Origin of the sequence: Rhodosalinus halophilus, assembly GCF_003298775.1 — a bacterium.
GTDB lineage: Bacteria > Pseudomonadota > Alphaproteobacteria > Rhodobacterales > Rhodobacteraceae > Rhodosalinus > Rhodosalinus halophilus.
This window is the reverse complement of the sequence record NZ_QNTQ01000018.1, coordinates 34,921-49,670: the sequence shown is the minus strand read 5'-3', so window position 1 is coordinate 49,670 and position 14,750 is coordinate 34,921. Positions and strand designations below refer to the sequence as shown.

Here is a 14,750-nt window from a genome sequence, read left to right as displayed (position 1 = left end):
ACCGGGGCAGGGGCCCCGCGCTGCGCCGTGTCACGGGGGCTTCAACCGAGCGGGGCGGAGCCGAGCGCCCTGCGCGCGATCCGGGTCTTGAGCAGTTGGCCCACGAAGAGCGGCGCGAGACTTCCCGCGGCGATCAGGAGCCAGCCCTGGGGCCCGGGGACGGCCGTTTCGAGGACCGTGCGCATGACCGGCACGTAGATCGTCGCCAGCATCAGCGCGATGCCGAGCCCCACGGCTGCCCAGACATAGCGGTTGCTCAGCACCTCGTTGTCGAAAAGGCGCGTGTCGGGGTCGCGCATGTTGAGAACATGCCAGAGCCGGGCGAAGCCGAAGGCGAGGAAGGACACGGTCACCGCCTCTTCCCGGGTCAGGCCGAGCTGGAAGGCGGCCCAGAAGACGGCCAGCACCGAGCCGCCGATGAGCAGCCCGTAGCCGCCGATTGCGCCCCACAGCCTGCGGGTCAGGATCGGTTCCGACGGATCTCGCGGCGGGCGCTGCATGACGTTCGCGCGGCTCTCGCCCACGCCGAGCGCCAGCGCCGGAAAGACATCCGAGACGATATTGATGTAGAGGATCTGCAGCGGCAGCAGCGGCAGGGGCGCGTTGAGCAGCGCGACCAGTGACACGGCCAGGATCTCGCCGGCGTTCCCCGACAGCATGTAGAGCACGAACTTGCGGATGTTGCCGAAGATCGTGCGCCCCTCGCGCACGGCCGCCTCGATCGAGGCGAAGGAGTCGTCGCGCAGCACCATGTCGGCCGCCTCGCGCGCGACTTCCGTCCCGCGCTGTCCCATCGCGATGCCGATATCGGCCTTCTTGAGCGCGGGGGCATCGTTCACGCCGTCTCCGGTCATCGCGACGACGTAGCCTGCGTCCTGATAGACCTCGATCAGCGCGAGCTTCTGCGCAGGATCGAACCGGGCGAAGACCGGGGTTTCGCGCAGGGTGGCCAGCGCCTCGTCGGTCATCTCTTCCGGCGGCGCCATGTCCGACCCAAGGCGCACCTCGGCGGCTTCGGGGTCGTCCAGGATGCCCACCTCGCCCGCGATGGCGCGGGCGGTTTCGGGCTGATCTCCGGTCACCATGACGACGCGAATGCCGGCGTCGCGGCAGGCTCTGACGGCCTCCCGCACCTCCGGCCGGGGCGGGTCGAGCAGGCCGGCGAGGCCGATCAGCGTCAGGTTCTCGTAGGGCTCGACATCTGAATCATCCGCGGTCCTTCGCGCCAGCGCCAGGGCGCGCAGCCCCTTGCCTGCCATCGCGTCCGTCCGCGCGTGCCAGTCCGCGCGTCCGTCCTCATCCAGAGCGACGCGTTTCCCCTCCGCGTCCATGACATGCGTGCAGCGGTCGATGACGGCCTCGGGGGCGCCCTTGACGGCCACCAGCACGGCGTCGTCGGCGCGGTGGAAGGTGGCCATCATCCGGGTCTCGGGATCGAACTCCTCGCGGCGCAGCTCTGGGCGGCGGTCCAGCAGATCGGCCCGGTCGCACCCCGCGCGCCGCGCAGCGACCAGCAAGGCCAGTTCCATGGGATCGCCGGTGCCGCGCGGTTCGTCCCGGGCGTCCCTTTCCAGTTCCGCCGAGGTGCAGAGCGCGCCCACCTCGAGCGCCGCGCGCAGCGCGCCACCGGGGGCCTCGTCCCGCGCGTCGAGCGCGACGTCGCCGCCGTCGAGCGCAAGGCGGTCGAGCGTCATACGGTTGCGGGTGAGCGTGCCGGTCTTGTCGGCGCAGATCACGTTCGTCGCGCCCAGCGTCTCGACGGCCGACAGCTTCTCGATCAGTGCCTGCCGGTCGGCCAGCCGCCACATGCCCCGCGCGAGCGCGATGCTGGCAACGATCGGCAGGCCCTCCGGCACCGCCGCGACGACGAGCGCGATGCCGGTCTCGGCCATCAGCAGCAGATCGCGCCCCGCGATCGCGCCGGTCGCGGCCACGAGCGCGGCGACGCCGGCGATGACGACGAGCAGCCGGCGGCTGAGCGCGTCGAGCTGCTTCTGCAGGGGCGTCTGGGCGCTCTCCGCGCTCTCGGCGAGCTCGGCGATGCGCCCGAGTTCGGTTTTCATGCCGGTCGCCACGACGACGCCCGCGCCTGCACCGTGGCTGACGGAGGTGCCCCGGAACGCGAGGTTGGCGCGGTCTGCCAGATCGGCGTCGGCGTCCACGGGCTCGGCGGTCTTGCCGACGGGCACCGATTCTCCCGTGAGCGCAGACTCGTCGATGCGCAGTGAAGAAGATTCGCAGATCCGCAGGTCCGCGGGAACGATCTCGCCCGCCTGCAAGAGCACGACGTCGCCCGGGACCAGCTTCTCGGCCGCGAGGCTGCGCTCGGTTCCGTCACGCCGCACGCGCGCGACGTCCTCTTCCAGCCGGCGCAGGGCCTCGATCGAGCGGGTCGCCGAAAGTTCGGTGTAGAAGCCGATCCCGACATTGATCGCCAGGGCGACGAGGATCGCGGCCGCCTGAACCATCTCGCCGACCACGCCGGAGAGCATCGCGGCGAGCAGCAGCACGCCCACAATAAGGTTCCGGAACTGGTCGACGAGGATGCGCCATGCCGGGGCGCGGCGCGCGCGGGCAAGGCGGTTCGGCCCCGACTCGCGCAGTCGCTTCGCCGCCGCGCCCTGCGACAGGCCGCGCGCCGGGTCGACCTGCAGCGTGCTGCAGACCTCTTCGCAGGTTTGCGCGTGAGGCCGTTCCATCGGGCTTCGCTTTCCCTTCTATCTTCGCATGACCGCCGCCCCGGCGCCGGCCGGTCTCGAGGCTGCCTGCCTCCTCGCCGGCGCCGCGTGGCCGGTTCGAGGCGCGGGCGCCCGGATCGCGATCGCTGTCTGCCGACGCCGATGCTGAGCAAGCTGGAGCCCAGATGCAACGTCGTCGAAGGCGGGGTCCGCGCCATGACGGTCGGAGCGACCGCCGTCGGCCGCGCGGATCCGGGACGCACCGGCAGCCCGAATGCGGGGAGGGGGCCATCATTGGGCTCGATCTGTCCAAGGACCGCGATAGCCAACTTGTCCGAAAGGCGACGTCGTCTCCGGGGAAGGGCGGGCGATACCCTCGTCCTGCGGGTCTGGTCGGCGCGCGGATCACCGCCATCGCGAGACTGCGCGCCACCGCTGTTCCCACGAGGCGCCCGGGCCTCTGCGCGAGGCGGCGTTCGATCCCGAAGCTTGCCCGCGGCGATCGTCCAGGTCTCGCGAGGTGAAAAGGTATCGTTGCACACGTGACCATGAAGTCACATTCACGATTGACAGGTGATGTTTGCCGACCCTACGGTAACTTTGGAGCCGGAACTGCGGGAGAGACCGGGAATGTGGGCTGACGCCATCCCCGGGCGCGACGAGCAGCAAGCCTTGAAGCGGAAGGCGATCGTGCGTGCCGCCGCGCGGCTGATGTCGCGCAGGGGCAGCCACGGGGCCACGCTCGACGACGTGGCCGACCGGCTCGGTGTCTCGAAGGCCGCGCTCTATCGCTACGTCTCGAACAAGAACGATCTGATCCTCGCCTGCCACGAGGAGGCCCTGGCCATCGCCGAACGGTGCCTCGATCACGGTGAGGAAAAGGGCGCGACAGGGCTCGAGAAGATTCGCCTCGGCCTTCGCTCCTACCTCGTGGAGATGATCCGGGAGCTCGGTGTCCCGGCGCTCATCCTCGAGGAGAATGTGCTTCAGGGCGACGCGGCAGAGCGCAATTACGCGAACCGCGACACCTACGAACAGCGGATGCGCCGGCTGGTTGCCGAGGGCCAGCGCGACGGCTCGATCGTGCAGTCGGAGCCGAAGATCGCGGTCTTCATGCTGCTGGGCAGCATTCACTGGCTGGCGAAATGGTACTGCCCGGATGGCGACTGGCAGCCGGAACAGGTGGCCGACGCCATCGTCGAGCTGGCCACGCGGGCGCTCGAGCCCTCGCCGGCCGAGCGGCTCTCGGCAGAATTGCACGCGGGCGCAGGCACGGGACCATAGGCAGGGAGGCGGCGCATGCACTTCGAACTCAGCGAGGAACAGAAGCAGCTTCAGTCCACGATCCACGACTTCGCGCAGGCCGAGATCGCGCCCGTCGCCGAGGATCTGGACCGCAAGGGCGCGTTTCCCGTCGAGCTCTTCCAGAAGCTGGGCGAGATGGGCGTGCAGTCCATTCCCTTCCCCGAGGATCTGGGCGGCATGGGCCTCGGTGTCTTCGAGGCGGTGCTGGCGATCGAGGCGCTCGCGCGGGCGGACCAGTCCATCGCCGTCTCCGCCATGGTCTCGATGGCCTCGGGGCTGACGGTGGCGCGCTTCGGAACCGAGGAGCAGAAGCGCCGCTGGCTTCCCGAGATCGTCTCGGGGCAGAAGATCTGCTCCATTGCGGGAACGGAACCGGACGCAGGGTCCGACACCGGCGGCTTCCGAACGCGCGCCACGCAGCTCGGCAACGGCCAGTGGTCGCTCTCGGGCGAGAAGGCCTACATCACGAACGCCGGCACGCCGATCTCGCTTTTCACCCTGATCCTCGCGATCAGCTCGCCGCCCGAGGCGGAGCGCAAGAAGTTCACGCTGTTCCTGACGCCCAACGACGCGCCGGGATACACGCGCGGCAAGGGATACGACAAGATGGGCTGGCGCAGCTCGGACACGCGCCAGCTTTACCTCGACGACTGCCAGCTCGGAGAGGAGGCGATCGTCGGCGAGCTGCACGGCGGCCGCCATCTCCTGCACAAGGGGTATCAGGCGGCGCGGATCTGGCTGGCGGCCTGCTCGCTGGGGCTGGCGCAGGCCAGCCTCGACCACGCGCTCGCCTACGCCAAGGAGCGGCGGGCCTTCGGCGGCACGCTCGGCCAGAAGCAGATGATCCAGCAGATGATCGCCGAGATGGCGCTCAAGGTCGAGACGGCGCGGCTGGTGACCTATCGCGCGGCCTGGCAGATCGACCAGGGCATCGACGACATCGGCGCGCTCTCCATGGCCAAGCTGCACGCCACCGAGGTCGGCAGCGAGGTCGCGAACATGGCGCTGCAGGTGCATGGCGGCTGGGGCTTCATGAACGACTGCCCGCCGTCGCGGTATCTGCGCGACAACCGCATCTGCACGATCGGGGACGGGTCCAGCCAGATCCAGACCTTGCTCATCGCCAGGGCGCTGGGGCTGGACGTCGACTTTACCTAGGCTGCCGTATCGGCAGCCGGGCCTTGCGCGAACCGCCGGAAGAGCGGCGCGCGATCCAGGGAGGAGGACATGGCCGCCACTGGCGCGACCATACTGGAGGCGAGTGACCTCTGCCTGCGTTTCGGCGCGGTGGAGGCCCTGAAATCGGTTTCCGTGCGCGTGCGGGCCGGCACGATCCACGCCCTGATCGGTCCCAACGGCGCGGGCAAGTCAAGCCTGCTCAATTGCCTGTCGGGCTTCTACCGCCCCTCGAGCGGCGCCGTGCTGTTGGAGGGGCGCGACATCTCGTCGATGCGACCGCCGGAGCGGGCGGCCCTGGGTATCGGGCGCACCTTCCAGGGCATCCAGACCTATCCGTCGATGACTGTGCGGGAAAACATCCTGACGGGCTTCCACCCGAAGATGCGCGGCGGAGTCTTCGGCGGCCTCTTCCGACCGCCCTGGGCGGTCCGGCAGGAAGAGGCGTTCACGTCCCTTGCGGAGGAAATCATCGACTTCCTCGAACTGGAAGAGGACCGGCACCGGGCCGTGGGCGACATGCCCTACGGCTTGCGCAAGCGGGTGGACCTGGGGCGGGCGCTCGCGCTCGGGCCGCGGGTGCTGGTGATGGACGAGCCGATGGCGGGCATGAGCCCGGAGGAAAAGGGCGACCTCGCCCGCTTCGTCCTCGACATCCGCGAACGCTTCGGCACCCCGGTCGTGCTCGTCGAGCACGACATGGACGTGGTCATGGACATCTCGGACCAGCTGACCGTGCTCGAATTCGGCAGCGTGATCGCCGACGGCACGCCGGCGGAGATCCGCAACGACCCGCGCGTCATCGCCGCATACCTTGGCGAGGCGCGCGAACAGGAGGCGGCGCAATGACCGCCCAGCACCTGGTGGCGCGGCCCGTCGATCTGCCGCGCAAGGCGGAGGGCCGCACGCTGCCGCAACTGCTGCGCGACAACGCGCAAGAGATGGGCAGGGCGACGGCCATCCGGTCGAAGCGGGCGGGCATATGGCGTGCCACGAGCTGGGGCGGGCTCTACGCGCGGGTGCTCCGCACCGCTGCCGCGCTCGAGGCGCTGGGCCTCGCGCCCGGAGAGGCGATCTGCCTGATCTCGGAAAACCGCGAGGAGGCCTGGATCACCCAGATGTCGGCCATCGCGCTCGGCGCGATCGCGGTGAGCGTCTATCCCGACGCTTCGGCCGAAGAACTGGATCACGTCCTCGGCCACTCGGGCGCCGTCTTCCTGCTCGCGGAGGACCAGGAACAGGTGGACAAGGCGCTCGCCCGCGACGGTGCCGAGCGCGTGCGGAGGATCCTCTACATCGACCCGAACGGGTTGTGGGATTACGCCGACCCGCGTCTGGTGCGCCTGGACGATGCGGTGGCCGAAGCCCCGCCCACCGAGGCGGCAGAGCGGCGGATCGCCGAGGCCACGCAGGGCGATATCGCCGTCTACTGCTACACCTCCGGCACGACGGGCAAGCCGAAGGCGGCCATGCTCGACCATGCCTTCATCCTCGACAACGCCTATCGCTTGATGGGAGCGCTGGGGATCCGGCCCGGAGGGAATTACCTGTCCTATATCTCGCCCGCCTGGGCGGCCGAGCAGTTCTTCGGCGTCGGGCTGCCGCTGCTGGCGCCGCTGGTGCTGCACTTCGCCGAGAAGCCGGAGACGGTGCAGGCCGATCTGCGCGAGATCGGGCCGGATTTCCTGATGTTCACGCCGCGGCAATGGGAGATGCAGGCGTCGGCGGTCGAGGCGCGCATGATGGATGCCGGGCCGTGGCGGCAGCGTCTGTTCCGCTGGGGTTTGGCGCGCGGCGCCGAGCGGGCCTCGGGGCAGGGCTCGGCCTGGCAGCGCGCGGTCACCTGGCCGCTGGCGGACCAGCTCGTGCTCAAGGGGGTGCGCGATCTGCTCGGGCTCACGCGGGCGAAGGCGGTTCTGTCCGGGGGATCGGGCCTGTCGCCCGAGCTTTTCGCGCGCTTCCGCGCCTTCGGGGTACCGCTGGGCAATCTCTACGGCAGCTCCGAGCTGGGCCTGATCGCGACCCACCGTCCGGGCGACAAGAACCCCGAGACCCTGGGCCACCTGATGCCCTCGGACCCGACCATCGCGGCGCCGCTGGAGGCCTGGCTCGACGACGGCGAGCTGTGCCTGAAGGGCCGGGCCTTCGCGGGCTATCTGGGCGATGCCGGCGCGGATGCGGCGCTGGGCGGCGGCGAGGACGGCTACAGGACCGGCGACGCGGTCCGGCTCGACGAGCGGGGCGAGCTGATCTTCCTCGACCGGGTGAAGGATCTTCGCCGCCTCTCCACCGGGCAGACCTATCCGCCGCAGTTCCTGGAAAACCATCTGCGCTCGGCGGCGATGGTGCGCGACGCCATCGTGATCGGCGGCGAGGACCGGGACCGTGTGGTGGCGCTGATCAACATCGACATGGAAATCGCCGGCCGCGTCGCCGAGCGCGCGGGCCTCGGCTTCGGCACCTTCTCCGAGCTGAGCCAGCTCCCGCCCGTGCGGACCGAGATCGCCCGCGAGGTCGCCAAGGTCAACGCCATCGTCGATCCGGGGGCGCGCATCGCCGCCTTCGCCAACCTGCCCAAGGAACTCGACGCCGACGAGGAGGAACTCACCCGCTCGCGCAAGCTGCGCCGGGGCGCGATCGAAAGCCGATACGCCCCTCTCATCGAGGGGCTGCACGGCGACGCCGAGCGCGTCGAGATCGACATAGACGTGTCCTACCAGGACGGCCGCAAGAGCCGCCTCCGCGCCGTGGTGGAGATGAACCGGATGGAGGCGAGCGCATGATCGACCTGCTTCAGATCGTCATCGAGGGATCGCTCGTCGGCCTGGTCTACGGGCTGGTGGCGATTTCCTTCGTCGTGATCTATCGCGCCGCGAAGATCATCAACCTCGCGCAGGGCGAGGTGCTCGTCGTTGGCGCCTTCCTGCTGTGGACCTTCACCGAAGGGGCGGCCGGCCTTGGCTGGCCCCTGCCGATACCTGTCTCGCTGCTGCTGACGGCAGCCGGCTGCATGGTCTTCGGGGCGGCGGTGGAGCGCTCGGTATTCCGCCCGCTGATCGGGCAGCCGGCCTTCACCATCTTCATGGCCGGCGTCGCGCTGCTCATCCTGCTGCGGGGCCTGGTGCAACTCGTCTGGGGGGCCGAGACCCGGTCGATCCCGGTGATCCTGCCGGAAGGCGCGCTCCAGATCGGACCCTTCCTGGTGAACACGCGGCTCCTGATCGGCGCCGCCTTCACGCTGGCGCTCACGGCCGCCCTGCATCTGTTCTTCACCCGCTCGCGGCTCGGCCTGCGGCTCGCCGCTGTGGCGGAGGACCACACCACGGCGCTGTCGCTGGGCGTCTCGGTGCGGCAGGCGATCGCCACGGCCTGGGTGCTGGGCACCGTGGTCGCGACCGCGGCGTCCGTCGTTCTGCTTTCGGGATCGATCCTGTCGCTCGAGGTCGCGGTGATCGGCTTCAAGGCGCTCCCGGTCGCGCTGCTCGGGGGAATGGAGAGCATTCGCGGCGCACCGCTGGCGGGGGTCATCATCGGCGTTCTGGAGGCGCTCGCCTCCGCCTATCTGGACCCGCTCACCAACGGCGCGGCGTCGGGGCTGTTGCCCTATGTCGCGATGGTCGCGGTGCTGCTGATACGTCCCTACGGCCTCTTCGGCTGGCGCAGGATCGAGAGGCTCTGACGGATGCGACCCACCGGGATCTGGTTCGAAAGCTACGCCGCCGAGGCACGGGTTCTCGAAACGCTGCGCGCGCGGCTCTGGCTTCTGGCGCTTCTCGCCGCGCTTGTGCTGCTGCCGGCGGTGGCCGGGCCGTGGCTGCTGGGCGAGTTCACCAACCTCTTCATCACGCTGGTCGCGGTCTACGGGCTCTACGTCACCGTCGGCATGGCGGGGCAGATCAACATCGCGCAGTCGGCCTTCGTGGGCGTCGGCGCCTTCACCGCGGCGAAGCTTTCCGGGATGGGCGTGCCGATCTGGGCCACGATCCCGGCGGGCGCGCTCGCCGCAGGCTGCATCTCGATCGTCTTCGCGCTGCCGGCCTGGCGGGTGAAGGGCTTCTACCTCGCGCTGACCACGCTGGCCGCGCAGGTCATGTTCCCGATCGTGATCCTCGCGCTGCCCATGTCGTGGCTCGGCGGGCTGGTGGGGATGCCCGTGATGCCGCCCACGCTCTTCGGGCTGAACCTGGGCACGCCCACGGGGCTCTATTTCCTGGGGCTCTTCGTGGCCGCCCTGGCGACATGGACCGCGTTCAACCTGCCGCGTTCGCGCATCGGGCGCGCGTTCCGGGCGGTGCACGACAACGACTCCGCGGCGAGCGTCATGGGCATCCAGGTCACGCGCATCAAGATCGAGGCCTTCTTCGCCGGCGCGCTCTATGCCGGCGTGGCCGGGGCGGTGCTGGCCTATTTCCTGCAGTTCGTCACGGTCTCCAGCTTCACGCTGTTCACCTCGGTCTGGTATCTGGGCATGCTGATCGTGGGCGGGCTGCATTCGCCGGTCGGCCCCATCCTGGGCGTCGTCTTCGTCACGCTGCTGCAGGAAGGCCTGCACAAGTTCGCGAACGCCATGCTGCAGGCGGACGGCGGCCTCGGCGGCGGCACCGTTTTCGCGCTCAGCTCCGTCGTCCTCGCGCTCTGCATCCTGATCGCGCTGATCTTCGAGCCGCGCGGGCTGGCGCACCTCTGGCACACCGGCATGAAGGCATTCCGTCTCTGGCCATTCCCGAGAAACTGACCACGGGGCGGAGAAAGGCGGGCCGAAACTGCCCGCGTCTAGGGAGGAGAAGAGATGAAACTGAAAGCACTGCTGACGGCCGGGGCGGCGACGCTCTGTCTGGCCTCGCCATCGCTGGCGCAAACCTACACCATGACCGCGAGCGCCGATTACTCGGGCCCCTTCGCCGACGTGATGCCCAACGCCATGGCGGGGCTTCAGGCGGTCGTGGACTACTGGAACGCCGAAGTGGGCGAGGATCTGGGCGTCGAGGTGGATCTGAAGATCTACGACATGCGCTACGACAGCGCCGTGATCGCCCGGACATGGCCCTCGATCCTGACCTCGGACGAGCCGATCATGCACCTGGGCTTCGGCTCGCCCGACCTCGTGACGCTGATGGGCCGGCTTCCGAACGACAAGGTGCCCATGCTCCTGGGCACCGCGATGGTCGGCCTGGTCTGGAAGCCGGACGGCTGGCACTTCTCGATCCGGCCGACCTACAGCCACGAATTCGCGGGCCTCTTCTCGCATCTGCAGGGCGAGACGGGCGGGACGCTGAAGATCGCCGCCGTCTCGACCCAGAACCAGGCCGGCTTCGTCGATCAGGTCAACGGGGTGAAGGCGCTGGCGGAGCAGTATCCCGAGCGCTTCACGGTGACCTCGACGCAATGGGCCGACACCTCGCCGGTCTCGCTGACCTCGCAGGTCCGCGCGGCGCTGGAGGACGCGCCCGACGTGCTGCTGGTGGGCGGCACCACGGCGCAGGTCATCGCCGCGGCCAAGGCGATGGACGAACTGGGCCAGCGGGTGCCGATCGTCGCCTCCACGCACAACGGGCTCACGGAGGTGGCCAAGGGCATCCCGCTCGAGCAGATCGAGGGCTCCTTCTCGGCGTTCAGTTTCGCCGCGCCCGGCAAGGAGGATCTGCCGATCCGCGCCGTCTTCGAGGAGCACGCCGAGGAGGGCGAATGGGGGCTCATCGCCGCGCAGGCCTCGGCTCAGGCGATCCTCGCCCTGCGGGTGCTGGAGAACGCGATCGCCGATGTCGGCGCTGCGAACGTCGACGGGCAGGCGATGTATGACGCGTTGCTGGGTCACTCCTATTCGGAGGACGAGCTCCTCGGGGCGCTTCCCACCCTCGACTACGACGCCTCCGCGCCCTTCCCCGTGGGCGACATCAAGGCGACCGCGGAAGTCGTGCAGGGCGGCGAGATCGTGACGGTGCAGAGCGAATGGTTCGACGTGCCCGTCATCGACAAGTGGTGAACCCGCCGTGCTGACCCTCGCCAATGTCGATGTCGTCTACGGCGGCGTGATCCAGGTCCTTCGCGCGGCCAATCTCGAGGTGCGCGAGGGTCAGATGGTGGTTCTTCTCGGCGCCAACGGCGCCGGGAAGACCACGACGCTCAAGGCCATCTCCGGGCTGCTGGTGGCCGAGCACGGCGAGGTGACGGACGGGCGCATCACCTTCGCGGGCCGCGACATCACCCACGCCGATCCTGCGGCGACGGTGAAGGCGGGGCTCGTGCAGGTGCTCGAGGGGCGCAAGGTTCTCGAGCACCTGACCGTGCGGCAGAACCTTCTGGTCGGCGCGCATCTGCGCCCGGACCGGGCGGCGGTCCGTGCGGATCTCGACAGGGTCTTTCGCTACTTCCCGGCATTGCCGGAGCTGCTCGACCGGACCGCGGGCTATCTCTCGGGCGGCGAAATGCAGATGCTGCTGATCGGGCGCGCGCTGATGGCGCGGCCGCGGCTGCTGCTCCTCGACGAGCCCTCGATGGGGCTTGCGCCGATGCTCGCGCAGCAGCTCTTCGACACGATCTCGCGGATCAACCGCGACGAAGGACTCACGGTCCTGATGGTCGAGCAGAACGCGCGCGCAGCCATCGCGCACTGCGACTACGGCTACATCATGGAGGGCGGGCGCGTCGTCCTCCACGGATCGCGGGACCAGCTGGAGGGCAATCAGGACGTGCAGGAATTCTATCTCGGCATGGGCCATGGCACGGAGCGGCCCAGCTACCGCGAGGTGAAGCACTACCGCAGGCGCAAGAGGTGGCTGGGATGACGGACCGGCTCGCAGTCCTCGCAGAGCGCGCCACCGAGGCCTGCCGCCACGCGCCGGCGCTTGCCGCGCGGCTCGCGGAGGCGGGGCTGGAGCCGCGGGATCTGGCGCGTCCGGGGGCGCTCGACAGCCTGCCGGTGCTCGGCAAGGCCCGCCTGATGGAGCTTCAGGCGGCCGACCCGCCCTTTGGCGGTTTCCTGTCGGTTCCCATGTCCGAAGTTGCGCAGGTCTTCGCCTCGCCAGGGCCGATCTTCGAGCCGGTACTCAAGGGGTGCGAGGCGCACGGATTCGCGCTGATGTTCCGGGCCGCCGGGCTGGGCCCCGGCGATGTGGTGCTCAACACATGGTCGCATCATCTGGTGCCGGCCGGGCTCATCTTCGGGGCAGGCGCGCAGGCCGTGGGCGCGACCGTCATTCCCTCGGGTCCGGGGCAGACAGAGCTCCAGGTTCAGCTGATCGCGCAGATGGGCGTGACAGCCTTTCTGGGCGCGACGGCCTATTTCGAGAAGGTGGCCCAGGCCTACGCCGAGGCCCATGGCGCCACGCGCGGACACTGGCCCCTGCGGCATGCGTTCCTCGGCGGCGAGCCGGGCGACTGGATGGCGAAGCGCCGCCGGCTCGAGGAGGCGCACGGCCTCGTCACCCATGGCGCCTACGGCACCGCCGACCTGGGCCTCGTGGCCTACGAGGACGCGACGTGCGAGGGCTATCGCAGCCACCCCGAGCGGCTGGTGCAGATCTGCGACCCGGAAAGCGGCCGGCCGCTGCCCGCCGGCCAGCCCGGCGAGGTGGTCGTCACCACGCTGGCGCGCGGCTGGCCGATGATTCGCTTCGGCACCGGCGATCTCGCCCGCGCGCGGGAGATGGCCGACGACGGCTTCGCCGCGCGGATCGGCCCGATCGAGGGGCGCGCCGGGGCGGGCGTGAAGGTGCGCGAGATCTTCGTTTACCCGGCCCATGCGGAGGCGCTGGCCGCACGGCTCGGGCCGGGGACGGTCGCGCGCGTGGTGGTCTGGCGCGAGGCCGGGCAGGATCGCATCACGCTGGAGCTGTCCGGCGCACCGCGGCGGGAGGACGAGGTGGTCGAGGCGTTCCGCCGGATCACGCGCCTGCGGGCGGACCGCGTGCTCTGGCACGACGCGATGGGCGAGGGCAAGCTCCTGGAGGATCGCCGTGAGTTCTGATGCTGACAGTCGCGGAGGCGCGCATGGCGCGGCTTGAGAGCGCGGCGGATGTCTCGGCCGCCGAATACCTTGCGCGTGCGGAAGCCTACGATCGGCTTCTGGAAGATTTGAACGACAAGCTCGCCTGGTCGCGGGGCGGCGGCGGCGGGAAGATGGTCGCGCGCCACCGGGAGCGGGGCAAGATCCCCGTGCGCGAGCGGATCGACCTGCTGATCGACCCCGGCACGGCCTTTCTCGAGCTCAGTCCGCTCGCGGCCTGGGGACTCTACGAGGGCGGTCTGCCGGCGGCGGGCATCGTGACCGGCATCGCCACCGTGCGCGGCACCGCCTGCATGATCATCGCCAACGACGCGACGGTGAAGGGCGGCAGCTTCTACCGCGAGACGGTCAAGAAGCACATCCGCGCGCAGGAGATCGCCGCCGAGAACCGGCTGCCCACGCTCTATCTGGTCGATTGCGGCGGCGCCAACCTCAACCAGATGGAGGAGGTCTTCTACGACGAGAACCACTTCGGCGGCACCTTCCACCGCCAGTGCCGGATGTCCGCCGCTGGCATCCCGCAGCTGGCCGCGGTCTTCGGCGAATGCACGGCGGGCGGCGCCTACATCCCGGCGCTCTGCGACGAGTTCGTGATGGTTGAGGGCGGCGCCTCCATCCACCTCGGCGGGCCGCAGATCGTCAAGGCCGCGATTTCCGAGGTCGTTGACCGGCAGGATCTCGGCGGCGCGGCGCTGCACACGCGGCAGTCGGGCGTGTCCGACCACATCGCGCCGGACGAATACGCGGCGATCGGCAAGCTCAGGGACATGGTCGCGAGCCTGGGCTACGAACAGCCCTTCGCGCCCGGCCGCGCCGCGCCCGCCGAGCCGCTTTTCAGCGCCGAAGAGCTTCCCGGCATCGTCGGGACGGATCTCTCGCGGCCCTTCGACCAGCGCGAGATCCTCGCGCGGATTCTCGACGGCAGCGAGTTTCACGAGTTCAAGCCGGAATGGGGCGAGACGATCGTCTGCGGCACCGGACGGCTCGAGGGCTTCCAGGTGGGCGTCATCGCCAACAACGGCGTGCTCTTCTCGGAGGCCTGCCTGAAGGCCGCGCATTTCATCGAGCTCTGCGACCAGCGCGGCCACCCGATCCTGTTCCTGCAGAACACGACCGGCTTCATGGTCGGGCGCGAGGCCGAGTTGGGCGGCATCTCCAAGCATTCGGCCAAGCTCGTCTACGCGATGTCCAACACCCGCGTGCCGCGGCTCACGCTGGTGACGGGCGGCAGCTACGGCGCGGGCAACTACGGCATGTCCGGGCGGGGCTTCCGGCCGCATTTCATGTTCATGTGGCCCAACGCGCGGCTGGGCGGCATGAACCCGGATGTCGGCTCCTCGGTGCTGATGGACCTGCGCCGGGCCTCCATCTCGCGCAACCCCGCGACCGAGGAGGAACTCGCGCAGGAGGAAGCGCGGCTGCGCGCCATGTTCGAGGAGAAGTCGGACCCCTACTTCTGCACCGCGCGGGTCTTCGACGACGGCATCATCGACCCGCGCGACACCCGCCGGGTGCTGGGCATCTGCCTCGGGGTGGTCAACCTGCGCCCCGAGCGCCGCGCCCACCGTCCGGTCTACAGGATGTGA

Annotated in this window: 11 protein-coding genes; 10 read left to right on the top strand and 1 reads right to left on the bottom strand. The window is 69.7% G+C overall.

All coding sequences use genetic code 11. The features are described 5' to 3' along the window. Positions 1-41 precede the first annotated feature (41 nt). Positions 42-2,699 carry a cation-translocating P-type ATPase gene (locus DRV85_RS16175; RefSeq protein WP_113290519.1) on the bottom strand — a complete coding sequence of 886 codons (2,658 nt, stop codon included), beginning with the start codon at positions 2,697-2,699 and terminating at the stop codon, positions 42-44. 609 nt (positions 2,700-3,308) lie between these two features. Here DRV85_RS16175 and DRV85_RS16170 point away from each other — a divergent pair. The 10 genes from DRV85_RS16170 (at position 3,309) to DRV85_RS16125 (ending at position 14,750) form a co-directional block, all read left to right on the top strand. After that, positions 3,309-3,962 (top strand): TetR/AcrR family transcriptional regulator, encoded by a 654-nt coding sequence (locus DRV85_RS16170; protein ID WP_158540183.1) that lies wholly within the window; start codon positions 3,309-3,311, stop codon positions 3,960-3,962. 15 nt (positions 3,963-3,977) lie between these two features. Further along, on the top strand, positions 3,978-5,141 hold the full coding sequence (locus tag DRV85_RS16165) for an acyl-CoA dehydrogenase family protein (protein WP_113290517.1): 1,164 nt from the start codon (positions 3,978-3,980) through the stop codon (positions 5,139-5,141). A 69-nt stretch (positions 5,142-5,210) separates the two neighbouring features. Then, complete coding sequence (locus DRV85_RS16160) at positions 5,211-6,008, top strand: ABC transporter ATP-binding protein (protein WP_113290516.1); 798 nt, start codon at positions 5,211-5,213, stop codon at positions 6,006-6,008. Further along, the gene (locus DRV85_RS16155) at positions 6,005-7,942 is read left to right on the top strand and encodes an AMP-dependent synthetase/ligase (protein ID WP_113290515.1); all 1,938 of its coding nucleotides are present in this window, start codon (positions 6,005-6,007) and stop codon (positions 7,940-7,942) included. The genes DRV85_RS16160 and DRV85_RS16155 overlap by 4 nt, the downstream gene beginning before the upstream one ends. Further along, positions 7,939-8,838, top strand: coding sequence for a branched-chain amino acid ABC transporter permease (locus tag DRV85_RS16150; RefSeq protein WP_113290514.1), 900 nt, complete (start codon positions 7,939-7,941; stop codon positions 8,836-8,838). Before DRV85_RS16155 ends, DRV85_RS16150 begins: the two co-directional genes overlap by 4 nt. A gap of 3 nt (positions 8,839-8,841) precedes the next feature. Next, complete coding sequence (locus DRV85_RS16145) at positions 8,842-9,894, top strand: branched-chain amino acid ABC transporter permease (protein WP_113290513.1); 1,053 nt, start codon at positions 8,842-8,844, stop codon at positions 9,892-9,894. Positions 9,895-9,948: 54 nt separating this feature from the next. Continuing rightward, positions 9,949-11,142 carry an ABC transporter substrate-binding protein gene (locus tag DRV85_RS16140; protein ID WP_113290512.1) on the top strand — a complete coding sequence of 398 codons (1,194 nt, stop codon included), beginning with the start codon at positions 9,949-9,951 and terminating at the stop codon, positions 11,140-11,142. A gap of 7 nt (positions 11,143-11,149) precedes the next feature. Beyond that, on the top strand, positions 11,150-11,944 hold the full coding sequence (locus DRV85_RS16135) for an ABC transporter ATP-binding protein (RefSeq protein WP_113290511.1): 795 nt from the start codon (positions 11,150-11,152) through the stop codon (positions 11,942-11,944). Next, positions 11,941-13,125, top strand: a complete 1,185-nt coding sequence (locus DRV85_RS16130; RefSeq protein WP_113290510.1) for a phenylacetate--CoA ligase family protein — start codon at positions 11,941-11,943, stop codon at positions 13,123-13,125. Before DRV85_RS16135 ends, DRV85_RS16130 begins: the two co-directional genes overlap by 4 nt. Next, a complete protein-coding gene (locus DRV85_RS16125) occupies positions 13,125-14,750 on the top strand; it encodes an acyl-CoA carboxylase subunit beta (protein ID WP_233495559.1) in 1,626 nt (541 codons plus the stop codon). The genes DRV85_RS16130 and DRV85_RS16125 overlap by 1 nt, the downstream gene beginning before the upstream one ends.